Source organism: Rhodococcus sp. 14-2470-1b (assembly GCF_002259415.1).
Lineage (GTDB): Bacteria > Actinomycetota > Actinomycetes > Mycobacteriales > Mycobacteriaceae > Rhodococcoides.
Genome location: NZ_NPFY01000006.1, coordinates 272280 through 295482 on the forward strand (window position 1 = coordinate 272280; position 23203 = coordinate 295482).

The window sequence follows — 23203 nt, forward strand, 5'->3', positions numbered from 1 at the left end:
CGAAGTAACGCACAAGATCGAAAGGAAACCCATGGCTCGCTCCGACGTCCTGGTCTCTGCCGACTGGGCCGAGCAGAACCTGAACGCCCCGAAGACCGTTTTCGTCGAGGTCGACGAAGACGCAAGCGCCTACGACGGCGGTCACATCGAAGGCGCAGTGAAGCTCGACTGGCGCAAGGACCTCCAGGATGCGGTTCGTCGCGACTTCCTGAACCAGGAGCAGTTCTCGGATCTGCTCTCGTCGAAGGGCATCTCCAACGACGACACCGTCGTCCTCTACGGCGGCAACAACAACTGGTTCGCTGCTTACGCCTACTGGTACTTCAAGCTGTACGGCCACAAGGACGTCAAGCTCATCGACGGTGGCCGCAAGAAGTGGGAACTCGACGGCCGCCCGCTGTCGAAGGACGTCGTCACCCGTGAGGCGACGCAGTACCGCGCCGAGGCTCCCGACCTGTCGATCCGCGCGTTCCGCGACGAGGTCATCGACGCGATCGGCAACAAGAACCTCGTCGACGTGCGTTCGCCCGACGAGTTCTCCGGCAAGATCCTCGCCCCCGCACACCTCCCGCAGGAGCAGGCGCAGCAGCGGGGCCACGTCCCCGGTGCCATCAACATCCCGTGGAGCACCACCGCCAACGAGGACGGCACCTTCAAGGACGACGACGCCCTCGAGGCGCTCTACAAGGAAAAGGGCTACGACGACGGCAAGGCCACCATCGCCTACTGCCGCATCGGCGAGCGTTCGAGCCACACCTGGTTCGTGCTGAAGGAACTTCTCGGCAAGTCGGACGTCAAGAACTACGACGGCAGCTGGGTAGAGTACGGCTCCCTCGTCGGAGCACCCATCGAGTTGGAGGTTCACTGATCATGTGTGCTGCACCCGTTCAGGGCCAGGCCATTCCGGCAGGCGTCGACGTCGAGAAGGAAACCGTCATCACCGGTCGTGTCCTCGGAGGCGACGGGGAGCCTGTGGGCGGTGCGTTCGTGCGCCTGCTCGACGGCACCGGTGAGTTCACCGCCGAGGTTGTCGCGTCGGGCACCGGAGACTTCCGTTTCTTCGCAGCTCCCGGCAACTGGACGCTGCGCGCACTGTCGGCGTCGGGCAACGGCCAGGCCGACATCGCGCCGGAGGGCGCAGGCATCCATTCGGCGAACGTGACCGTCGGAGTCTGATCTCTCCCGTAGGCCGAAAGAACCCCCGCACCGATCGGTGCGGGGGTTCTTTTCCGTGCGGTGTCAGCCTTGCGTCGTCTCGGGGACGATCTCGGTCTTCGGCTCGGTCGTCGGATCCGGCACGACGCTGTACTGCGGCGAGAAGACTCCGGGGGGAACCACGTTCAGCGACTCCAGGAACGCGCCCAGATCGCTGTCGCGCGTGACGGTGCCCGGGGTAGGCAACGTCTGCGGATTCGGCTCACGCGCAGCCTCGGGGAGAGGCTCGGCATCCGGCGCTGGGGGTGCGTCGTCGGTGTTCTTGCGTTCGCGTTCGGTCTGCGCCAGATCGGTCACCCAGGCGACGATCTTCTCGCTCTCCCATTCGCGGCCGTCGCCCGGGTTGTTGTTCCAGTACAGGAGGTGCTGGAGGAATCCGATGAAGATGTACGGCCCGACGACGACGTCGACGATGCCCTTGTTGTTCTCCACGAGGCCCTCACCCTCCTGGCGGAGCTTCTCGCGCACCTTGTCCGCACCGGGGCCGAGAGCCCAGTTGAGATCGGCGAGAAGCTGGTCGGGAGTCAACTGCTCCCACGCCTTCTGTTCGTCGACCTCGTAGAGCTGATCGGACACCTTGAGCAGAACTTCGAGCAGCGTCTCGTCGGACTCGAGCCAATCCTTGTTGGTGGCGATGTCCACGATGGCGCGGGTGGCGATGGAGCTCACGGCCCGCGCGAAATCGGCGACGGTCTGCAGCGGGTTGAGAATCGTCAGCCGCATCTGTCCCAGAATGCCGAGGGCCAACTGCAGCGCGACGATGTTGTCCGGCGCGTCGCAGGCCAGATCGTACGGTCGGCACGACCACGTCACCTTGTCGTTCAGCGTTCCGTAGTCCTTGGCGGTCTGCGACTGGAAGCCACCGTCGGTCGGGCCGGGCTCGTCGAAGTTCGGCACACCCGCCGGTCGGTACGGCGCACCGATCATGACGACCCCTGCGATGTCGTCTCCGGTGACCAGCGCGGCCGGATCACGATGACCGAGCTCCATGGAGACACGTTCGATGACTTCACCGCCGACGCTGTAGCCGAGCAGAACGAACTTGGTGTCGTCGCCGCATGTGGTCTTGTACTGGTCGAGCAGTCGGTTGGTGGAGGCGACGCCTTCTGCGACGGACTGTTGGTAGGTGTCGACGTCCGAGAGCACGCCGACGCCGTAGGTCGACGGGTACGGGACGTAGAGCCAACCGACGGAGCCGGGACTGTTCGCGCTCGCCTGCCCGACGGGAAGTGTGACATTTCCCACCCAGTTCGACGCCGGGGACCGCGGCTCCTCGTTCAGGGGGTCACGGTCTGCGTCGGAGTCCGTCGCGCCGGACACTGCGAGCATCAGTACGTCCGGGCAATCCTGGGCGTAGTTGTTGGGGTCGATGTTCGGCTCGTCCGACGATCCGGAGGACGAACCACTGTCCGCAGAGCCACTGTCCTCCACAGAGCCGCTGTCCACAGAGCCGCTGTCCGGTGCAGCCGAGGCTGCGGTGGGAACCACCAACAGCAGGACCGTTGCAATTGTCGCGGTCGTGAACAGCCAAGAGCCAGCACGTGATCGGCGCTGCATGTACGGGTCCTTCCCCAAAACTTCGAAACGTTTTCGACAGCCGTCAGCGCCGGGTCTCGATACTCCCCCGACCCGACGCCGGAAGAAACGTACCGTGCAGAACGCGATCTGTAGAGACGGGAAGTGAATCGGACCATTTCCGACGGCGATCGTCAGTGAGAAGCCACTATTGCGTTGACGCGAATGTCGGGGCGCGGTTCGGTCGTGGACCTGGCTGGGGTTAAACTCGGCGACGTGGTCATCTTCTTCGAGGTACTGCTCGCCGTCGCTGCAGTCGCCATCATCGCGTTCTCGCTCTATGTCGTCTACCGCCTGGTCACCGACGAATCGTGAGTGATCGCGCCGCCGACGAATCGGACGAAACCCGGTCTGCCAACGAGGCCATTGCCGAGGCAGCCGAGAAATTCGCGTCCTCGTCGACGCGCAACATCCCCACGCTGCCGGATCTGCCGCATCCCGAGGACACGGCGAATCTGCGGCTGGGGCCGGATCTGAATCCCGCGCTGCTCGCACTGCTGCCGCTCGTCGGTGTGTGGCGCGGCGAGGGCGAGGGCCGTGACCCGGAATCGGGCGAGGAGTACGCCTTCGGTCAGCAGATCGTCGTGTCCCACGACGGTGGCGCGTATCTGGGTTGGGAATCTCGTTCCTGGCGTCTGGACTCCGACGGCAACTACGCGCACCCCGATCTCCGCGAGACGGGCTTCTGGCGGGTCAGTGGCGGCGACGGAGAGAAGGGCACCGAGAACGAAGAGGTCATCGAACTGCTTCTGACTCACAGCACCGGCGTCGTCGAGCTGTACTACGGCCACGCACTCAATCAGTCGTCGTGGGAGCTCGCCACCGACGTCGTCATCCGGTCGACGTCCGGGGCGCTCGTCGGCGGCGCGAAGCGCCTGTACGGCATTGTCGAAGGCGCGGACCTCGCCTACGTCGAGGAACGCATCGGAGCCGACGGCGAACTCGCTCCGCGGCTCTCCGCCCGGCTTTCTCGCTACATCGGCTGATCCAGTACATCGGCTGATCCAGCCCCACCAACTGTGAGCATGCGAACGGCCCCCGAGCCATACCTGCGCTGATGCAGGTCTCGGTCGGACGGACCGAGGGCTCGGGGGCCGGGTAGCTGCCGTGGATTCGCTCGCCGCTCGCGCGGTAGAAGAATCCGTCAGCGGTAGCGGCTAGCTGGCAGGCACCTCACGCGTCCTAGAGTTCTTCAACTTCAGACCACCTCCTCTCTCGTGTACTCGACAACGTACGCCCGGATTTGGAGGCTCGCAAAGGGTTTTTCTCGAGTTCGGCCGACAGCGAACGCCCGAGGTCCACGACCTGGTCCGCACGGGTGTCCGGCGGCAGCTGGTGCGTGACGAGAACAACCGTTTTGTCCTCGTCGACGAGGCCGCCGTCGCGATCGAGCAACCGCCGGATCAGATCGGACCCGGACACGTCGTCGAGATGTTCGGTCGGCTCGTCGAGCAGCAACACGGGCGCGTCGGACAGCAGAGCGCGCGCCAGCAGGAGCCGTCGGCGCTGACCGCCGGACAGTGAGGCAGCACCGGCAACGAGAGTGGTGTCGACGCCGTCCGGGAGCTGGTCCAGCCAATCCCCCAAGCCGACCTTCGTCAGCACCGCTCGTGCCTGGTCGGCGTCGACGTCGCCTCGGACGACCCGAAGATTCTCGAGTACCGACGTCTCGAACACGTGGGCGTCCTCCGCGAAGAACCGCGCGCCCGGCAGTTCTGCATCCCCCAGTTCACTGTCCGACGGGACGAGCCCTGCCAGTTCCATGAGCAGCGTCGTCTTGCCCACGCCGCTCGGCCCGACGACGGCGATTCTGGCGGCGTCGTGCGGCCCCGGAAGCGCCGCGCCTGTGCCCACCCGTCGAGGCTCGGGCGCGTCGGCGTCGTCCAACAGCGCCGTGATGCGCGACGCGGACAGACGCGCGCGCGTCAGAGTCACCGCAGCGGCCGGCAGGACCGATGTCGCTTCGAATGCCGCCAGTGGAACCAGCACGATGATGGCCAGTGCCATGGGCGTCAGCGCGCTCTCGGTGCTGCCGTACAGCGAGATTCCGACGAGCAACGATCCGAGCACGGATGCGCCGATGGACAGTGGAAGAGCCGCGTCGGCGACGGCGGTGGGCATCGATGCGCGGTCGCGGGCGGTCACCGCGGACCGGTTGGCTGCGGAGGCGTCGGCGAGGGTTCGTGTCAGTTTTCCGGCGACTCTCAGTTCCGGTGCGTGGTCGAGAGCGCGTACCGCGATGTCCATGAATTCGGTTCGTGCGGCGACGCCTTCGGTTTCGGTGATCAGGGCTGCGCGTGCGGCGAGAATCGGTGCGACGACGCCGGCGAGCAGCAGTGCGAGAAACAGGATCAGCGCTGCGCTCGGTGAGATCAGTGCAATCAGCACGGTTGCGCTGATCATCAGTATCGCGGACACGCAGATCGGAACGAGGGCGCGAACGACGACGTCGCCGATGGCGTCGATGTCGGCGCCTACCCGTGCCATCAGGTCACCGCGGCGCAGGTCCAGAGTTGCGCGAGCATTGCCGTCGGCGAGCCGCTCGTACAGCCCGGTGCGTGCCGAAGTCATTCCGCGCAGAGCGGTGTCGTGCGTGGCGAGGCGCTCGAGGTAGCGGAAGACGCCACGGGAGATGCCGAGGGCTCGCACGGCGACGACGGCGACGGTCAGGTCGAGCACCGGCGGCATCTGCCATGCACGCGTGATCAGCCAGGCGGAGACGGCGGCGAGCGTCAGAGCGCTGCCCAGCGTCGCGACGCCCGCGGCCACGCTCGTCGCGACTCTCGCGGGGCGGAGTTCGAACAGTGCGAGTGCTCGTCGGAGATCGGTGTACATCTACTCGGCCCTCACGTTCACCACGACGTCGGCCCACGCCAGAACCGACGGTCGGTGCCCGACGACTATCACGGTCTTCCCTCGATCGGCGATCTCGCGAAGGGCCGCGAGTACGAGCGCCTCGGCTGCGTCGTCGAGATGCGCGGTCGGTTCGTCGAGCAGCAGGACGGGTTTGTCGGAGGACAAGACCCGGGTCAGGGCAAGTCTCTGAAGTTGGCCGAGCGACAGGCCGACGCCGCCCGTGCCGACTTTCGTCTCCCAGCCGTCGGGTAGCTCGGCGAGGACTCGGTCGAATCCGAGTGCGGCAGCGGTGTCGCCCAGCACATCGGTGGTGCTGCCGGTGAATTCGAGGTTCTCCCGCAAGGTTCCCGGTACCAGTACCGGCCGCTGCGGCAGCCAGGCGATCTGATCCCACCACGATCGGAGGTCGAGGCTGCGGGCGTCCAGGTCGCCGACGAGCACTCGGCCCTCGCACGGCTCGGTGAGCCCGAGCAGGATGTTCAGCGCCGTCGATTTGCCCGCACCGTTGGGTCCGGCGAGCACGGTGACGAGTCCGGGTGCGATGTCGGCCGACAGTTGGCATGGTGCCCGGGTTCCCCTGGATTCGCGTTCTCGGGACGCTCCGCTCCTCGCGGACACCGATTCGAATCTGATTCCGGTTCCCGCGGCGTCGACGACGGCCGTTCCGGGCGCGGTCGGAGCACGTCGGTCCAGGATCGCGAATGCTTTGTCGGCGGCGGCAACTCCGTCTTCCGCGGCATGGAACTGGGCTCCGACGCGACGCAACGGCACGTACACCTCCGGTGCGAGTACGAGTGCGATGATGCCTGCCTCCAACGCCATGTCGCCGAACACGAGTCGCAGTCCGATACTGACGGCGACGAGGGCAACACACAGCGTCGCAAGCAATTCCAACACCATCGAGGACAGGAACGCGATCTTGAGCGCCCGCATCGTCGCTCGGCGGTGCGCGTCGCCGAGCGCTTGGACTCTCGCCGCCGGGCCACGCTCGCGGCCCAGTGCGCGCAGCGTCGGAAGGCCGGCGACGAGATCGAGCAGTTGCGCGGACAATCTCGTCATCGATTCGAGCGTCTTCTCCGCTCGCCCCTTGGTCAGCAATCCGATCAGGATCATGAAGATCGGGATCAGCGGGAGAGTGAAGAAGATGATCAGAGCCGACGTGAGATCCTCGGTGAGGATGACCACGAGCGTGATGGGAGTGAGTGTCGCGGCCAGCACGAGCGACGGCACGTATCCGGTCAGGTACGGCGCGAGGCCGCCGAGTGCACGCGTCACCACGATCGCGATCGACTCGCGCTCGGAGTCCAGGTCCCGGGGATCCATGTGCGACGCCGCATCGAGGACTTCGTTCTCGATCTCCTCCACGACTCGTGACGCGGCACGGTGGCCGTACCGCGCTTGCAACCACGCCGCGAGGGTGCGAACGACGATGGCGCCCAGAAGAATCCACAGCTGCGCTGCCCAGTCGGACATCTCGCGGGCGTAGGAGGTGATGACGCCCGCGAGGACGGTGCCGAGCATCACCGCGGACACGACGACGGCCGCGGTGTCGATCAGGGCGAGTACGACGATGAGGACGAGGTACCGACGTGCGGATCTCGAGTAGCGCCACAGCCGTGGGTCAACCGGTCCGCGGCCGGCCGTGGCAGTCGTACTCACTTGGAACGACCGAGCGACAATCCGATCGAATCAGGAATGTGAGCGGTGGAAATGCGCTTGCGGAACACCCAGTACGTCCAGGCCTGGTAGCCGATCACGACGGGCGCCATGAACGCTGCTGCCCAGGTCATCACCTTCAGCGTGTACGGACTCGACGACGCGTTCTCGACGGTGAGACTGAAGGCGGGATCCGTCGTCGACGGCATGACGTTGGGGAACAGTGACCCGAACAGCAGCACGACGACGGCGATGACGGCCACCGTGGTGAACACGAACGCCCACCCTTCGCGGACCTTGGCAGTCAGTACGACCACCGCGATCAACGATGCCGCGGCGACGCCGACGAAAATCCACGTCCACGTCGTGCCGTGGGCGAGTTGGGTCCACAGGGCGAATCCGCCGCCGACGATGAGAGCTGGGATCGACAGCCGCACAGCAATTTTCACGGCATCCTCGTGGACGTCGCCGGAGGTCTTGAGCGCAATGAAGACTGCTCCGTGGAGCGCGAAGACCAGTGCCATCGTCGCGCCGCCGAGCAGCGCGTACGGACCGAGCAGGTCGAGAAGCCCGGCTGTGACCTTCTTGTTCTCGTCGATCGCCACCCCGCCGACGATATTGGCGAACGCCACTCCCCACAACACTGCGGGCACCCACGATCCGATACCGATACCCAGGTCGCACCGCCGACGCCACACCGGATCGTCGATCTTGCCGCGGTACTCGATGGCGCAGATCCGCAGGATCAACGCGACGAGAATCAGCAGCAACGGGAGGTAGAAGCCGGCGAAGAGCGTGGCGTACCACTCCGGGAAGGCCGCGAACAACGCCCCGCCTGCCGTGATGAGCCATACCTCGTTACCGTCCCAGACCGGCCCGATGGTGTTGAGGACAGCCCTGCGCCTCTTCTCCCCCACCTCTGCATCGGCGTGACGGCCAAGGAGAGGCATGAGCATTCCGACGCCGAAGTCGAAGCCTTCGAGGACGAAGTATCCGGTGAACAGGACCGCTATCGCGATGAACCAGAATTCTTGGAGTCCCATGGTCGTCTTCCTCTAGTACGCGAACGAGAGTTGTTCGGAATCGACGTCCTCGTGGGGGTGTTCGTCGTGTTCGAGCGGCCCTTCGATCACGTAGCGCCTGATCAGGAAGAACCAGACACATCCGAGGGCGGCGTAGAGCAGCGTGAAGGTCACGAGCGAGGCGACGACCAGACCCACCGGGTGGTCGGACACGCCTTGGTCCACGGTCAGCCGAATCTGGTCGATTCCGTTCAGATTCGGTGCCACCACCCACGGTTGGCGTCCCATCTCGGTGAAGATCCAACCGGCGCTGTTGGCGAGGAACGGCGTCGGAATCGCGGCGAGGCTGAGCCACGAGAACCATTTCTGGTCCGGTACCCTTCCGCCGCGAGTGACCCACAGGCCGGCGAGGGCAAGCAGTGCCGATCCGGCGGCGAGGCCGATCATCATTCGGAATGCCCAGTAGGTGACGAACAGGTTGGGCTTGTAGTTACCGGGTCCGAACTGCTGCTCGTACTGTTCCTGCAGCTGGTTGACCCCCTGGACCGTTGCGCCGAAATCGTTCTCGGCGAGGAACGACGTCAGGCCGGGGATCGAGATCAGGTGTTTCACCGACTCGCAGTTGTTGTGGGTTCCGACGGTCAGCAGCGAGAACGATGCACCGGTCTCCGTATCGCACAACGATTCTGCCGACGCCATCTTCATGGGTTGCTGCTCGAACATCAGCTTGCCCTGGATGTCTCCGGTGATCGCGAGTGCGCCGCCCGCGACGATCATGACGACGAAGGACAGCCGAGCCGCAGGACGGAACATGCTGCGCGAGTTCTCGCTTCGTCCCTCGCCCTTCGACTTACCGCGCGCCTCGCGCACCATCCACCAGCCCGAGATGCCTGCCACGAAGGTCGCAGCCGTCAGGAACGCGCCTGCGACAGCGTGCGGGAATGCCGCGAGTGCGGTGCTGTTGGTCATCAACTCCCAGATGCTCGTCAGTTCGGCACGACCGGTCTCGGGGTTGAAGCGTGCGCCGACGGGATGCTGCATCCAGGAGTTGGCAGCGATGATGAAGTAGGCCGATGCGTTCACGCCGATCGCGACGAGCCAGATGGTGGCCAGGTGAACGAGTTTCGGCAGTCGGTTCCAGCCGAAGATCCACAGGCCGAGGAACGTCGATTCCAGGAAGAATGCGACCAGCCCTTCGAGCGCGAGGGGTGCCCCGAAGACGTCGCCGACGAACCGCGAGTACTCGCTCCAGTTCATTCCGAATTGGAACTCCTGCACGATTCCGGTGGCGACGCCGAGGGCGAAGTTGATGAGGAAGAGCTTGCCGAAGAACTTGGTGAGGCGGTACCAGGAGTCCTTCCCGGTGATGACCCACATGGTCTGCATCGCCGCGATGATCGGTGCAAGACCGATCGTGAGCGGCACCAGGATGAAGTGGTAGACGGTGGTGATTCCGAACTGCCACCTCGAGACGTCCAAGGCGTCCATGGCTACTCCGAACTCTCGGCCCGCGGGGAAGATACCGCTGCTTACGGGCGTGCCCCAGCGAGTTCGAGAGTACTACTACGCGTAGTAGTAGCTCAAGCGTCGGCGGCGGAGTCTCCGATCGATTCGACCGCCAGATCGACCATGGAACGCACGTCCTCGGCGATGGCCGGTACCGGAAGTTCGACGTCGTTGAGCGTCGTCACGCGGGCCGCGAGGGTGATGCTCGAAATCAACCAAACACCATCTGCCGCAATCAGATCGGCAGGGTAGACGTTCGCGCGCTCGCAGGTGTACCCCTTGCTCGACGCCACCTGGAACAGGGCGTCGACCGTCGTTCCCGCGAGGATCCCCTGCTCCACCGGGGGTGTGACGAGAGTCTTACCGCGTGCGAGCACCACGGTGGAACGCGGACCTTCCAGTACTCGTCCTTCGCTGCTGGTGAAGATGACGTCGTCGGCTCCGAGACGCGCCGCGTGCCGTAGTGCTGCCATGTTGGTCGCGTAGGACAACGTCTTGGCACCGAGCAACCCCCACGGCGCGGACGCCGCGTAATCGACCGAGTAACCGCGGTTCAACGTGACCACCGAGACACCCTCGTCCCGCGCTTTCGTCACCCGCTCGTGCAGCGGCCCCACCGTCGCATAGCCCGTCGGCTCTCCTCCGCTCTCGCGACCGCGGCTGAGCACCAGCCGCAACGCACCCTCCGCGTCGGATGTCCGAGTCCATTCGTCCACTGCGAGGCCGACGACGAGGCGCCACGAATCCAGGTCCGGTGTCGGCAGGTCGAGGGCTGCGGCCGACGCCGTCAAGCGGGCCAGGTGAAGTTCGACACCGCACGGCGCTCCGCCGCGCACCAGGAGCGTCTCGAACACTCCGTCGCCGCGTACGGCCGCGAGATCGTCCGCATGCAGCAGCGGAGCGTCCGCGTCGTGAACCTGCCCGTCCAAGGTGACTACTACGCGATCCGACATGAACGCAGCCTACGTGGGCCCCGATGTCCGTTTTCACGTCCCGCGACGACCCGCTGTCACCGCGTCGACCTACTATGGAAGACGTGTCGGATACTGCTGTGATCGCACCGAGCCCTCTTCTGACTTTCCCCGACGCCGTGCCGTCCCCGGAGAACACGCCGGACAGTGCCGTCGCGTGGCATTACGGAAACCCGTTCGGAGAACAACGGGACGCGGTGTCCAAAGCCGCGGTGATAGATCGGTCCCATCGCTTCGTGATCGCGATCAGTGGCGAAGAGCGGCTGACCTGGCTCAACACCATCTCGAGTCAACTCGTGTCGAATCTGGCCGACGGGCACTCCGCCGAGAACCTCTCGCTCGACGTCAACGGGCGTGTCGAGCACCACTTCGTGCAAACCGATCTGGACGGGGTCACGTGGATCGACACCGAAGCTGCGCACGGGTCCGATCTGTTGTCGTTCCTGAAGAAGATGGTGTTCTGGTCGAAGGCAGAACCCCGTGAGGGCAGCGAACTCGCGGTGCTGAGCCTGCTGGGCGCCGAAGCCGAGGCTGTTCTTGCCGCCGTCGGCGCCACGGTTCCTGCCGAGATCTACGACGCCACCCCGCTCACCCATGGCGGTTTCGTACGCCGGATGCCGTGGCCGGGCCGCAACGCCTTCGACCTGCTGGTTCCCCGGAGCTCTCTCGTCGAGTGGTTCACCAGATTGCGCGACGCCGGTGCTTCCCCCGCCGGAACGTGGACGTTCGAGGCGTTGCGTGTCGAGTCGATCCGGCCTCGAGTCGGCGTCGACACCGACGAGAAGACCATCCCGCACGAGGTGCGCTGGATCGGCGGCGTCACCGAACTCGGAGCCGTCCACCTCGAGAAGGGGTGCTACCGAGGTCAGGAAACCGTGTCTCGAGTACACAACCTGGGTCGTCCACCTCGCCACCTGGTCCTTCTTCATCTCGACGGTTCCGCCGACGGAAGACCCACCACCGGTGATGTGGTGACCGCGGGTGGTCGCACCGTCGGTCGCCTCGGCACCGTCGTCGATCACTTCGAGCTCGGCCCGGTCGCACTGGCATTGGTCAAGCGGACCGTCCCCGCCGACACCGAGCTCACTGCCGGTCCGTGTGCGGCCTCGATGGACCCGGATTCGATCCCCGCCTACGACGAGGTCCAGGCGGGACGCGCCGCGGTCGACCGTCTTCGCGGGCGATGACCTCTGCACGGGTCGACGCCGTGTGCGTCGTGCACGCGGATGTTCCAATGGGCCGGCGCGGTGTGGTGAACAGCGCGATCGACAAGCGTCCGGTCGATCATCCTGTCCTGGTGCACGCCGACGGGGTGACCGGTGACTACAGCGTGGACACCAAGTTCCATGGTGGGGGCGATCAGGCCGTCTACGCCTACGACTCGGCGGAGGCCGCTCGGTGGTCTGACGATCTCGGGCGTGAGATTTTGCCCGGGTGGTTCGGCGAGAATCTGCGGACGTCGGGGATCGCGGTCACCGACGCCGTGGTCGGTTCGCGGTGGCGCCTCGGTGAGGTGGTTCTCGAGGTGACCATTGCGCGCAAGCCGTGTTCGACGTTCGCTCGGTGGGTTGCCGAGCCCAACTGGGTCAAACGGTTCACCGAGCGCGGCGACGTCGGGGCGTATCTACGGGTGATCACGCCGGGCGCCCTCCGAAGCGGTGAGAGCATCTCGGTCGAGGATGTGCCGTCGCACGGCGTGACCGTTCGAGACCTGTTTCTCGGCAGAAATCCCGAGGGTCTGGCGGAGCTTCTCGGTCGGGGCGATCTCCCGGTGAAGGTGGAACGGGACGCCAAGCTCGCGCTCCGAAAACATACCCAATCGTGATTCTTACCGAGACTCAGCACATATTCGCAGGTTGCGGGCACTGCCGACGCCGGTGAGATGAAGCAAACAGGCCGGACACGTACTCCGTATGAGCATCCGAGCGATTCGCGCGCTAGAGTGTGTGCCAGGAAGAAATACCAAATCTAACGGGGCGCCCAAATTTCCCCAGGCCGCCCCGCAAGTCCGCGAGGGGGCAACGCCATGGGCCGAGGCAGGGCTAAGGCAAAGCAGACAAAGGTCGCTCGTGAGCTGAAGTACAGCTCGCCCACAACGGACTTGGAGAGTCTGCAAAGAGAGCTCTCCGGTCATTCGTCCAACTCCCACCGTGGCGGTATCACCTCGGGCGGCATTTCCTCTTCGGACGCGGACGGCTATTCCCGCGCCGAGGAAGACGAATACGAGGACTGGCGACGCTGACAGCGAGTTCGACAACGAAGTGAGGGGGAGCCGCACGGCGGCTCCCCCTCCTTTTCGTTCGTCTTCGCGTCAGAAGCGCGGGTGGTTACCCAGCAGCACTGCACGCTCGGCCGCGGACTTGTCGCTCGACTTCTTCACCGTTCCCAGCGTCCAGCAGTCGATGTGCCGTGCAGTCAGTACGGCCAGCGCACGGTCGACGTCCTCGGGTGCAACGATGGCGACCATACCGACGCCCATGTTGAACGTCTGCTCCATCTCGGCGCGCTCGACGCGTCCGCGCTGGGCGATCAGCGAGAACACCGGTGCTGGGCTCCACGTCGTACGGTCGAGTTCTGCGACGAGGCCTGCGGGCATCACACGTCCGAGGTTGTTGGCCAGCCCGCCGCCGGTGACGTGGCAGAACGTGCGGACGTCGGTTTCCGCGGCGAGTGCGAGACAGTCCTTCGCGTAGATCTTCGTCGGCTCGAGCAGTTCTTCGCCCAGGGTGCGGCCGAACTCCTCGACGTGCCCGCCGAGGTCCATGTGGTTGATCTCGAGCAGCACTTTCCGCGCCAGCGAGTAACCGTTGGAGTGCAGTCCCGACGAACCCATCGCGATCACGACGTCACCGGGACGCACGCGGTCCGGTCCGAGGACTGCGTCGGCCTCGACGACGCCCACTCCGGTGGCGGAGAGGTCGTAGTCTCCGTCGGCCATGAGCCCGGGGTGCTCGGCCGTCTCGCCGCCGAGGAGCGCGCAGCCGGCGATGACGCAGCCCTCTGCGATGCCCTTGACGAGTTCTGCGACCATCTCGGGGACGACACGCCCTACTGCGATGTAGTCCTGCAGGAACAGAGGTTCCGCTCCGCACACGACGAGGTCGTCGACGACCATTGCGACGAGGTCGAGCCCGAGGGTGTCGTGCTTGCCGAGGGCCTGCGCGACTGCGATCTTGGTGCCGACGCCGTCGGTGGACGCAGCGAGGATCGGTTCGCGGTAGTCACCCTTGAGCGCGAAGAGGCCGGCGAATCCACCGAGGCCACCCATGACCTCGGGACGCGATGCCTTCTTGGCCAGGGGTGCGAACAGCTCGACGGCCCGGTCACCTGCGGCGATGTCGACGCCTGCCGCAGCGTAGGAAGCACCACCCGAGGAGGATGCGCTCTGTGTTCGGGATTCCTCGGTCATGCGGCTCCAGCCTTGTACTCGTGATCGTTGCACGACAAATGCGCGCAATTGCGCTCTAACGGTACCGGAGTCCGATCCGTCGATGCGGAATGCCGTGGATCTAGCCGAAAGTATTTAGTTCGCGTAACGTTCTTGTTGCATCGAATTGTCGGTCGGGGGACTTCAGACAAGGAGGCAACATATGTGCGGAATCACGGGATGGGTGTCCTACGGACGAGATCTACGAGGCGAAAACCAGACTCTGCGAGCCATGACCGACACCATGACCCGGCGAGGACCCGACGACGAGGGACTGTGGACGTCCGAGCACGCAGCCCTCGGACATCGTCGCCTCGCCATCATCGATCTACCCGGCGGCCATCAGCCGATGATCCACCACAGGCCCGACGGCACCGAAGCCGTCATCGTCTACAGCGGCGAGACCTACAACTTCCGCGAGCTCCGCGGAGTGATCGGCGGCGACTTCCGAACCAGCAGTGACACCGAAGTGGTACTCCGTGCCCACGAGAAGTGGGGAGAGAACGCGGTCCCGCAACTCAACGGCATGTTCGCGTACGCACTGTGGGACACCGCCACCGAGGAACTTCTCCTCGTCCGGGACCGCCTGGGCGTCAAGCCCCTCTACTACCTCGAGACCGAGGACGGAGTCCTGTTCGGCTCCGAACCCAAAGCGATACTTGCCAATTCACTGTCCTCCAAGAATGTCGGCATCGACGGACTACGTCGACTCCTCGGCTTCGTTGCCGACCCGTCGAACGCCGTGTTCGACGGTATGAAGGAGGTTCCGCCGGGTCACGTCGTTCGAGTGTCCGCCCAGGGTGCACGCGAAGTGAAATACTGGGGCCTCGACGATCACGAGCACACTCACGACCTCGACACCACCATCCGTACGGTCCGAGAGCTGCTCGACGACACTGCATCTCGACAGCTCATCGCCGACGTTCCGCTGTGCACACTTCTGTCGGGCGGGCTCGACTCGTCGGCGTTGACTGCACTCGCGGCCGGTCGACTCGCGGCCGAGGGCAAAGGCCCTGTGCGGTCGTTCGCTGTCGACTTCGTCGGGTACGCGGACAACTTCGTCGCCGACGGTCTCCGCGACGCCCCCGACACGAAGTTCGTGCAGGACGTGGCACGGCACGTGGCGTCGGATCACCGGGACATCGTGCTGAGTAACGACGACCTGCTCGATCCGATTCACCGGGCAGCCGTGCTCGCCGCACGCGACTACCCGGGACTCGGCGACATGGATACCTCGCTGTATCTGCTGTTCAAGGCGGTACGCGAGCAGTCGACGGTGGCATTGTCCGGCGAGTCCGCAGACGAGGTGTTCGGTGGGTACGCCGATTTCCACGATCCGAAAGTGGTTGCTGCCGATACGTTCCCGTGGCTGGCCGGATCGATGGCACAGGGCAGGGACACGACGTCACCGTTCTCGCTCGATCTGCAGCGTCAGCTCGACATGGAGGGGTACTACGAAGATCAGTACCGGCGCGCGCTGGCGGAAGTTCCGAGGCGTCCCGGTGATGCGGGACTGGAAGCCCGGATGCGCGAGATCTCCTACCTCTACCTGACTCGTTTCCTTCCGTTGCTGCTCGAACGCAAGGACAGGATGAGCATGGCCGTGGGCCTGGAAGTACGGGTTCCGTTCTGCGATCACCGCCTGGTGCAGTACGTGTTCGGTACACCCTGGGCCTTCAAGACCTTCGACGGCCGCGAGAAGAGCCTCCTGCGTGCCGCGACGGCAGATCTACTGCCGCAGTCGGTCGTGCAGCGTGTGAAGAGCCCGTACCCGAGCACACAGGATCCGCAGTACTCGAAAACCATCCTGCAGGAGCTCGGCGCCGTTCTGGACGACTCCAACGCACCGATCGCGGCCCTGTTGGACCGAACCGGCGTCGAGAAAATCCTGGGCGCTCAGGATGATCCGCACGCCCGGCACGCTGCGGAGCGAGTCGTCGGCATCAATTCGTGGCTGGCCGACCACACCATCAGTCTGTAGCGGCTTCACCGCACGTGAGTGGAAATGTAGGCACTGGGGCAGGAGCGGAGCCTGCGGAGCGACCAGAACGCACTACATTTCCACTCACAGCGATTCAGGGCCTACTGAGGGCACTCACGTTGGCATTGGTGGACTCCGATGCCTGTCCGGCGGCGGTGGCCAGCATGCCTTCGAGGACGTGCTTGCCGAGCGCATTGTCGGCGGGAAGCTCGATGGGGTACTTACCCGTGAAACATGCGGTGCAGAGCCGAGATTCAGGCTGCTCCGACGCCGCGATCATGCCCTCGGTGGAGATGTAACCGAGGGAGTCGGCACCGATCGCTTGACGTACACCTTCGAGTATTCCGTCCTCGGAGTCGACGCCGTTGGCGATCAACTCGGCGGGCGATGCGAAGTCGATGCCGTAGAAGCATGGCCAGCGGACGGGCGGCGAGGCGATCCGCACGTGAATCTCGAGCGCGCCGGCTTCACGCAGCATTCTGATCAGGGCGCGCTGAGTGTTGCCGCGCACGATCGAATCGTCCACGACCACGAGCCTTTTGCCTCGAATGACCTCTTTGAGAGGGTTGAGCTTGAGGCGGATACCGAGCTGACGGATGGTCTGCGACGGCTGGATGAACGTACGTCCCACATAGGCGTTCTTCATCAGTCCCTGGCCGTACGGGATTCCGGAGCCCTGAGCGAAACCGACGGCAGCTGGAGTTCCCGACTCGGGGACCGGAATCACCAAGTCACCTTCAGCAGGGTGCTCCTCGGCAAGCCGACGACCGATCTCGACGCGAGTGGAGTGCACCGAACGGCCACCGATGACCGAGTCCGGGCGCGCGAGGTAGACGTACTCGAACACACAGCCCTTGGGTTCCGGCGCCGCGAATCGTGAAGACCTGACACCGTCGGCGTCGATGGCCAGGAGTTCGCCGGGCTCGATGTCGCGTACGAAGGCAGCTCCGACGATGTCGAGCGCGGCCGTCTCGCTGGCGACGACCCATCCCCGGTCGAGGCGTCCGAGAGACAGCGGGCGGATGCCGTGCGGATCGCGCGCTGCATACAGCGTGTGTTCGTCCATGAAGGTCAGGCAGAACGCGCCCTTCAGAGTGGGCAGCAATTCCATCGCAGCCTGCTCGATGGTGCGGTCTGCAGCCTTGTGCGCAAGCAGCGCGGTGACAACGTCGGAATCCGACGTGCCGTTGCCCTGCAGACGGTCGCTGATCAGGCCTTCTTCGCGGGCACGCGTCGCGAGTTCGGCGAAGTTGACGAGGTTGCCGTTGTGCCCGAGCGCGATGCCCGTGCCCGCGGTCGTGGTCCGGAAGATCGGTTGTGCGTTCTCCCAGGTCACCGACCCGCTGGTGGAGTAACGGCAGTGTCCGATGGCGACGTGCCCCGGCATGGCACCGAGGGTCTGCTCGTCGAACACCTGGCTGACGAGCCCGAGGTCCTTGAACACCAGAACCTGCGAACCGTCGGAAACGGCGATGCCCGCAGCCTCCTGGCCTCTGTGCTGCAGCGCGTACAGCCCGTAGTACGAGAGCTTGGCCACATCCTCCCCCGGGGCCCACACTCCGAATACGCCGCATTCTTCACGAGGTTCGTTCTCGGGTTCGTCTACAGGCTTGCCTACCAGAAGATTTGGACTGTCGACCGAGATATCGGCAGAGGTCACAACACTGCTCCCTTGGGGGACGGGGCGGGGGGCATGTACCAGTCTACGGGCACACAGGCCATGGCAACGCATCGTGGGCGAGTGACATTCCCCGGTTGTCTGTTTTGCGGTAACCGGCTGTCCACTTGGCCTACGTCAGGCACGCAGGATCGGTAACCAATGTCCGACTTCGCTCGCCCTGCTGCCCGACGCCGTGATCGAACCGTCGTTCAGCGCGTCGTCGAATGCACGGACTCCGGTCGCGACCTCGAGCCAGGTGCGCGGATCGGTCTCGACGACGTTCGGCGGAGTACCGCGGGTGTGTCGCGGGCCGACGATGCACTGCACCGCGACGAACGGCGGAACCCGAACTTCGACGCTGGATCCCGGTGCGACCTGGGCCAAGGTGCGGGCGGTGGTGCGGACCGCGTCGGCGACAGCAGCGCGGGGCGGCTTCTCGACGGAGGCGTCGTGCACCCAGTCCGCGACGGCGAGAACCGCGGTACGTACCTGTTCCGGAGTCACCGTCTTGCTCGGAGCCATGTCGGTCAGCTTATTCGGGTCGTTCCTGCAGGCTCCACTCCCGGCTTGTTCGGGTCGTTCCTGCAGGCTCCACTCCCGGCTCAGGACGCGGTCCCCAGTGCACAGAAGTCCGCCCGGAGGTCACATCCGGCCCTGCGCGGTCGAATTGCGTGCAGCCAGGATCGCGCCCGAAGCGTTCACCCCGTAGTGGAGCAACATCGGCGCGAGAACCCCGCCGCGGCGTCGTAGCCAGGAGAACAACACACCGGCCAGGAAGGTGCCGGCCACGGTTCCGAGCACGGAGTCTCCGGCCGCACGGGCGGGATGGATGTGCCAGAGGCCGAAGAAGACAGGCGACAGGGACGGGGACACGTCGTCGAACACTGCCCTGAATACCAACTCCTCGGTCACGACAGTTCCGATCGGGATCCGGAACAACACCCACTCGGCGAGGTCGTCGTCCGACGGTCGAACTCGGGTGGCCAGCGCTGGTACCGACGCGATCACGACCGCCCCCAGGGCAGGTACAGCTGCCGCACCGAGCCCCCACTTCAAGCCGCTTCGCCATTTCTCCAACCCGAGCGGAGCTCGTGTCACTGCGGCCAACGAGATCCCGAACGCTGCGTTCACCACGGCGCGCGGTCGGTCGGACAGCTTCAGTGCTGGCACGACGGCCGTGCTCCATGCCGTCGTCACCGCGCCGAGGGCGATGCCTCTCACTTCTCGGGGCCGTCGCGGCCCGCGTAGTCGTCCATCACGGCGCGCACTTTCTCGGTGTCGTCCGCAGTCCATCCCGCGGGCGCCGCGACTGCGACCCAGCCGTCGAGAACCAGGGTTCCGTAGTTGTGACCGTGACCGTCGGGCACGCCTGCGGCGTTGGTCAGATCGGCTGCGACCTGCCAGAAGGTGACGATCGGGAACCAGCGCATGTCAGGCAGACGGTCGGGGCCAGGAGCCTCCGACAGCCAGTCGGGGCGCTCGAACAGCAGGTCGGGCGACCACCAGACGACCGGGTCGGACGCGTGCTGCACGTAGAGGATGCGGGGACTGAGCCAGGGTTGCCCCTCGGGCGGGATCCCGGACGAGTTGTCGGCGAAGCGGACGACGAGACCATCCGCGTAGACCGGCCGTACTTCGGGACTGCCCGGGTCGCGGCGGTTCTTGAACTGCGACCACAACCGGTTCGCGTTCGGCGGCCCGACCCAGAGGACACCGTCGACACTGTCCCGGATCTCGGCGAGACCGTCGAAGGCGCCTTCCCCGGACTGCGTTCCGAGACTTTCGCCGTAGACGTACAGCTTGGGCCGGGTGGCCTCCGGTTCCTGTAGCCACCGCTCGCGGACCTTGTCGATCAAGGCTTGACCTGCCTCGGCTGCCTTGTCGCGTTCGGCGAGGAAGGAAATCCAACTGGGGAGGTACGAGTACTGCGCGGCGACGGTGGCGACGTCGCCGCCGAACATCAGTTCCTCGGCTTCGATCGCGGTGGGATTGACCCATCCGGTGCCCGTGGTCGGGACGACGACCAATGCTTGACGCTCGAATGCTCCGGTGCGTTCGAGTTCCTGGACGACGATGTCGAGCCGCTCGTCCTGTGTCTCGGCGGTCTCCAGTCCTGCGTAGGCGCGGATCGGTTCCAGCGCAGGCCGTCCGAGGCCGTCGGAGATCTCCTGTGCGCTCAGTCCACTGGAGACGAAGTTGCGTCCTTCGAATCCGAGGGTGTCCCAGGGCGCGAGAGATTGTGGGCTGCCGGATCGCTCGGGTTCGCTGGGTTGTTCTGCGCCCTCACGAGTTTCGTTGTTCTGCAGGCTGAAGATCGAGTTGGTGACATCGGAGACGGCCCGCAGCAGAACACCCTGAACGAGTGCGATGACCAGGACGACAACAAGAACGACCCCGATCACGTTCGCGACCTCACGGGGCATCTTGACGACCTTGTTGAGCTGGCGCGCGATGAAACGAACCAGGTCGCGCAGCACTCGCATCCCCGAGATGAACAGCGCGGCAACACCGATGCTCAACGCACCGGTGCGGAAGTATCCGGTGGTGGTCGTCCCCTCGGCGTCCATCAGTGCGGCAAGCTCTCGCTGCCACCCTGCGGACAGGTAGAGCATGTAGAGCGATGCGAGGATCGCGAGCGGCGGAATGGCGAACTTGACGTAGAGCTCCACGCGACGCGGCATGGGCCACCACGTCTTCCGGTCGAGGTACCACCTCCGAGCCGCCCAGCCGACGGCCACACCGAACCCGTATCCGATAGCGGCGTTGATTCCGCCGATCAGCCCCTGGAACAACCAATCACGCGGCAGCAGCGACGGCGTGAGCGACCAGCAGAAGAACAGTGCACTGAAGACGATGCCCGTGAAATCGAGCTTGAGCAACCCCCACGCCCACATGACGAAGGGGTGCCGCTCGGGGGAAGGTACCGCGAACTCGATCGGCAGACGGTGATGCGTGTGCTCACGCTCTACCGTGTCGACGGTCCCTTCCGATGCCTCTCCCCCGCTCACGGCCCTACCCGAAGAGTCTGGGCAGGGTGCTCTCGAAAGTGTCACGGAGTTCGGTCATCTTGACAGCGAACTGGCCCTGAACTTCGATTTCGTCCGAACCTTCGTCGACGACGCCGATGCGCGTCCACGGGAGGTTGCGGGCGGTGCACATACCGGTGAAGCGAGTCTCCTCGGTGCGCGGCACGGCGACGAGCACGCGTCCGGAGGACTCGGAGAACAAGGTGACGAACGGGTCGGCGCCTTCGGGAAGCAGAATGCGGCACCCGGTTTCGCCTGCCAACGCTGCTTCGACGACAGCCTGAGCCAGGCCGCCCTCGGAGAGATCGTGCGCGGCGGAGATCAACCCGTCACGCGATCCGGCGAGCAGGATGTCGGCGAGCAATTGCTCGCGAGCCAGATCGACCTTCGGCGGCACGCCACCGAGGTGGTCGTGCTCGACCTGTGCCCAGATGGATCCGTCGAACTCGTCGTGGGTGTCGCCGAGGAGGATCAGTGTCTCGCCGGGCTCGAGGCCGAGGCCGGTGGGGACGCGGCGGTGCACGTCGTCGATGACACCGAGGACTCCGACGACCGGCGTCGGAAGGATCGCTTCGGAGCCCGTCTGGTTGTAGAAGCTGACGTTTCCGCCGGTGACGGGGATGCCGAGGGTGACGCAGCCGTCGGCAAGACCGCGAACGGCCTGCTGGAACTGCCACATGACGCCCGGATCCTCGGGTGAGCCGAAGTTGAGGCAGTTGGTGACGGCCTTCGGGGTCGCACCGGTGACGGCGACGTTGCGGAACGCCTCGGCGAGCGCAAGTTGTGCGCCCTGGTACGGGTCGAGTGCGGTGTACCGGCCCGACGCGTCCGTGGCCAGCGCGATACCGCGGCCCGTCGTCTCGTCGATCCGAATCACACCGGCGTCAGCGTTCTCGGCCAGCACGGTATTCCCGCGGACGTAGCGGTCGTACTGCTCGGTGATGAACTTGCGGCTGCAGAGCTGTGGGCTGCCGATCATCTTCAGCAGCGTTGCCTTCAGTTCCTCGGCGGTCTCGGGACGCTTCAGCGACGCGGTGGTGTTCGCGACGAGTGCGTCCTGAGCGGCGGGACGCTGCACGGGCCGCGAGTACACCGGGCCCTCGTGGGCGACGGTCTTCGGCGGAACGTCGACGACGGTCTCCCCGTGCCACGTGATCTCGAGGTTGTCACCGTCGGTGACCTCGCCGATCACCGTCGCGAGAACATCCCACTTCTTGCAGACGGCCATGAACTTCTCGACGTTCTCGGGCGTCACCACGGCGCACATGCGTTCCTGGGACTCGCTCGAGAGCACCTCGGCCGGGGTCATGCCGGTAGCGCGCATCGGCACCTGCTCGAGGGCTATGTGCATGCCGCCGCTACCTGCCGACGCGAGTTCGGACGTCGCGCAGGACAATCCGGCGCCGCCGAGGTCCTGGATCCCGACGACGAGCTTCTCGGCATACAGCTCGAGACACGCCTCGATGAGGACCTTCTCGGTGAACGGGTCGCCGACCTGAACGGCAGGAAGCTTCTTCCTGCCGCCTCCCGTCTCATCACCGTCGAACGTCTCCGAGGCCAGCACGGACACGCCGCCGATGCCGTCGAGACCCGTGCGAGCGCCGAACAGGATGATCTTGTTGCCCAGGCCCGACGCGAACGCGAGATGCATGTCCTCGACGCGCATGACACCTGCACACAGAGCGTTGAGCAGTGGGTTGCCCGCGTAGGAGGCGTCGAACACCGTTTCGCCGCCGACGTTGGGAAGGCCGAGCGAGTTTCCGTAGCCGCCGACGCCGGAGACGATGCCCGAGAGGACGCGACGTGTATCGGGCGCGTCTGCAGCACCGAAACGCAGCTGGTCCATGACGGCGATGGGCCGCGCGCCCATGGCCATGATGTCGCGGACGATGCCGCCGACGCCCGTCGCCGCACCCTGGTAGGGCTCGACGTACGACGGGTGATTGTGGCTTTCCACCTTGAACGTGACGGCCCATCCGTCACCGACGTCGACGACGCCTGCGTTCTCGCCGATACCCGCGAGCATCGACTTACGCATCTCGTCGGTGGTGGTCTCGCCGAAGTACTTCAGGTGCACCTTGGAGGACTTGTAGGAGCAGTGCTCGCTCCACATGACGGAGTACATCGCCAGCTCGGCATCCGTCGGCCTGCGACCGAGGATTTCCTTGATGCGGGCGTACTCGTCGTCCTTGAGTCCGAGTTCTTTGTACGGCTGCGCAACATCCGGCGTAGCGACTGCGGCGGAGACAGTGTCAATTTTCACAAAGCTGTCGGACACGAGGAGTGGGGTCCCTTCCTGGAGCGAAAT

General features: G+C 65.2%; 19 protein-coding genes. 7 read left to right on the forward strand and 12 right to left on the reverse strand.

The features are described from left to right. Nucleotides 1-31 precede the first annotated feature (31 nt). Nucleotides 32-868 (forward strand): sulfurtransferase, encoded by an 837-nt coding sequence (locus tag CH293_RS04590; protein ID WP_037104868.1) that lies wholly within the window; start codon nt 32-34, stop codon nt 866-868. A 2-nt stretch (nt 869-870) separates the two neighbouring features. After that, a complete protein-coding gene (locus tag CH293_RS04595; RefSeq protein ID WP_037104872.1) occupies nt 871-1176 on the forward strand; it encodes a DUF1416 domain-containing protein in 306 nt (101 codons plus the stop codon). 63 nt (nt 1177-1239) lie between these two features. Here the strand turns inward: CH293_RS04595 and CH293_RS04600 are convergent, their stop codons facing one another. After that, a complete protein-coding gene (locus tag CH293_RS04600; RefSeq protein ID WP_094719496.1) occupies nt 1240-2772 on the reverse strand; it encodes a cutinase family protein in 1533 nt (510 codons plus the stop codon). 329 nt (nt 2773-3101) lie between these two features. On the opposite strand from CH293_RS04600, the gene CH293_RS04605 reads away from it, so the two are divergent. Further along, a complete protein-coding gene (locus CH293_RS04605) occupies nt 3102-3776 on the forward strand; it encodes an FABP family protein (protein WP_037104880.1) in 675 nt (224 codons plus the stop codon). Between the two features lie 196 nt (nt 3777-3972). Here CH293_RS04605 and CH293_RS04610 read toward each other — a convergent pair whose 3' ends face one another. From CH293_RS04610 to CH293_RS04630, 5 genes are all read right to left on the reverse strand, one after another. Further along, nucleotides 3973-5625 (reverse strand): ATP-binding cassette domain-containing protein, encoded by a 1653-nt coding sequence (locus CH293_RS04610; protein WP_094719497.1) that lies wholly within the window; start codon nt 5623-5625, stop codon nt 3973-3975. Further along, the gene (gene cydD, locus CH293_RS04615) at nt 5626-7305 is read right to left on the reverse strand and encodes a thiol reductant ABC exporter subunit CydD (RefSeq protein WP_094719498.1); all 1680 of its coding nucleotides are present in this window, start codon (nt 7303-7305) and stop codon (nt 5626-5628) included. Further along, on the reverse strand, nt 7302-8345 hold the full coding sequence (gene cydB, locus CH293_RS04620) for a cytochrome d ubiquinol oxidase subunit II (protein ID WP_094719499.1): 1044 nt from the start codon (nt 8343-8345) through the stop codon (nt 7302-7304). The genes cydD and cydB overlap by 4 nt, the downstream gene beginning before the upstream one ends. Nucleotides 8346-8357: 12 nt before the next feature. Beyond that, entirely contained in the window at nt 8358-9812 is a 1455-nt protein-coding gene (locus CH293_RS04625; RefSeq protein ID WP_037104893.1) for a cytochrome ubiquinol oxidase subunit I, read from the reverse strand. Between the two features lie 92 nt (nt 9813-9904). Further along, the gene (locus CH293_RS04630; protein ID WP_037104896.1) at nt 9905-10783 is read right to left on the reverse strand and encodes an aminodeoxychorismate lyase; all 879 of its coding nucleotides are present in this window, start codon (nt 10781-10783) and stop codon (nt 9905-9907) included. A 74-nt stretch (nt 10784-10857) separates the two neighbouring features. On the opposite strand from CH293_RS04630, the gene CH293_RS04635 reads away from it, so the two are divergent. From CH293_RS04635 to CH293_RS04645, 3 genes are all read left to right on the forward strand, one after another. Next, nucleotides 10858-11988, forward strand: a complete 1131-nt coding sequence (locus tag CH293_RS04635; RefSeq protein ID WP_094719500.1) for a folate-binding protein YgfZ — start codon at nt 10858-10860, stop codon at nt 11986-11988. Beyond that, on the forward strand, nt 11985-12626 hold the full coding sequence (locus tag CH293_RS04640) for an MOSC domain-containing protein (RefSeq protein WP_037104901.1): 642 nt from the start codon (nt 11985-11987) through the stop codon (nt 12624-12626). The genes CH293_RS04635 and CH293_RS04640 overlap by 4 nt, the downstream gene beginning before the upstream one ends. A 201-nt stretch (nt 12627-12827) precedes the next feature. Further along, nucleotides 12828-13043, forward strand: coding sequence for a DUF3073 domain-containing protein (locus CH293_RS04645; RefSeq protein WP_080732843.1), 216 nt, complete (start codon nt 12828-12830; stop codon nt 13041-13043). Between the two features lie 69 nt (nt 13044-13112). Here CH293_RS04645 and purM read toward each other — a convergent pair whose 3' ends face one another. Next, entirely contained in the window at nt 13113-14210 is a 1098-nt protein-coding gene (gene purM / locus CH293_RS04650; protein ID WP_094719501.1) for a phosphoribosylformylglycinamidine cyclo-ligase, read from the reverse strand. Nucleotides 14211-14391: 181 nt separating this feature from the next. On the opposite strand from purM, the gene asnB reads away from it, so the two are divergent. Next, a complete protein-coding gene (asnB, locus tag CH293_RS04655) occupies nt 14392-16209 on the forward strand; it encodes an asparagine synthase (glutamine-hydrolyzing) (protein WP_094719502.1) in 1818 nt (605 codons plus the stop codon). A 94-nt stretch (nt 16210-16303) separates the two neighbouring features. On the opposite strand, the gene purF is transcribed toward asnB, so the two are convergent. The 5 genes from purF to purL all read right to left on the reverse strand — a co-directional run bounded on the left by purF (nt 16304) and on the right by purL (nt 23158). Then, nucleotides 16304-17869 carry an amidophosphoribosyltransferase gene (gene purF, locus CH293_RS04660; protein ID WP_026348179.1) on the reverse strand — a complete coding sequence of 522 codons (1566 nt, stop codon included), beginning with the start codon at nt 17867-17869 and terminating at the stop codon, nt 16304-16306. Nucleotides 17870-18004: 135 nt separating this feature from the next. Next, a complete protein-coding gene (locus CH293_RS04665) occupies nt 18005-18391 on the reverse strand; it encodes a sterol carrier family protein (protein WP_094719503.1) in 387 nt (128 codons plus the stop codon). A gap of 120 nt (nt 18392-18511) precedes the next feature. Next, complete coding sequence (locus tag CH293_RS04670) at nt 18512-19039, reverse strand: CPBP family intramembrane glutamic endopeptidase (protein WP_255122693.1); 528 nt, start codon at nt 19037-19039, stop codon at nt 18512-18514. Nucleotides 19040-19086: 47 nt separating this feature from the next. After that, entirely contained in the window at nt 19087-20877 is a 1791-nt protein-coding gene (locus CH293_RS04675) for an alpha/beta-hydrolase family protein (RefSeq protein ID WP_037104917.1), read from the reverse strand. A 4-nt stretch (nt 20878-20881) separates the two neighbouring features. Then, on the reverse strand, nt 20882-23158 hold the full coding sequence (gene purL, locus CH293_RS04680; RefSeq protein WP_094719505.1) for a phosphoribosylformylglycinamidine synthase subunit PurL: 2277 nt from the start codon (nt 23156-23158) through the stop codon (nt 20882-20884). Between the last annotated feature and the right edge of the window lie 45 nt (nt 23159-23203).

Excerpts from the sequence above, each read along its gene's own strand:
- CH293_RS04625 (WP_037104893.1), bottom strand. The coding sequence starts at position 9,812 with ATGGACGCCTTGGACGTCTCGAGGTGGCAGTTCGGAATCACCACCGTC.
- purM (WP_094719501.1), bottom strand. The coding sequence starts at position 14,210 with ATGACCGAGGAATCCCGAACACAGAGCGCATCCTCCTCGGGTGGTGCT.
- CH293_RS04645 (WP_080732843.1), top strand. The coding sequence starts at position 12,828 with ATGGGCCGAGGCAGGGCTAAGGCAAAGCAGACAAAGGTCGCTCGTGAG.
- cydB (WP_094719499.1), bottom strand. The coding sequence starts at position 8,345 with ATGGGACTCCAAGAATTCTGGTTCATCGCGATAGCGGTCCTGTTCACC.
- CH293_RS04630 (WP_037104896.1), bottom strand. The coding sequence starts at position 10,783 with ATGTCGGATCGCGTAGTAGTCACCTTGGACGGGCAGGTTCACGACGCG.
- CH293_RS04595 (WP_037104872.1), top strand. The coding sequence starts at position 871 with ATGTGTGCTGCACCCGTTCAGGGCCAGGCCATTCCGGCAGGCGTCGAC.
- asnB (WP_094719502.1), top strand. The coding sequence starts at position 14,392 with ATGTGCGGAATCACGGGATGGGTGTCCTACGGACGAGATCTACGAGGC.
- CH293_RS04600 (WP_094719496.1), bottom strand. The coding sequence starts at position 2,772 with ATGCAGCGCCGATCACGTGCTGGCTCTTGGCTGTTCACGACCGCGACA.
- CH293_RS04590 (WP_037104868.1), top strand. The coding sequence starts at position 32 with ATGGCTCGCTCCGACGTCCTGGTCTCTGCCGACTGGGCCGAGCAGAAC.
- CH293_RS04635 (WP_094719500.1), top strand. The coding sequence starts at position 10,858 with ATGGAAGACGTGTCGGATACTGCTGTGATCGCACCGAGCCCTCTTCTG.
- CH293_RS04665 (WP_094719503.1), bottom strand. The coding sequence starts at position 18,391 with ATGGCTCCGAGCAAGACGGTGACTCCGGAACAGGTACGTACCGCGGTT.
- CH293_RS04640 (WP_037104901.1), top strand. The coding sequence starts at position 11,985 with ATGACCTCTGCACGGGTCGACGCCGTGTGCGTCGTGCACGCGGATGTT.
- CH293_RS04610 (WP_094719497.1), bottom strand. The coding sequence starts at position 5,625 with ATGTACACCGATCTCCGACGAGCACTCGCACTGTTCGAACTCCGCCCC.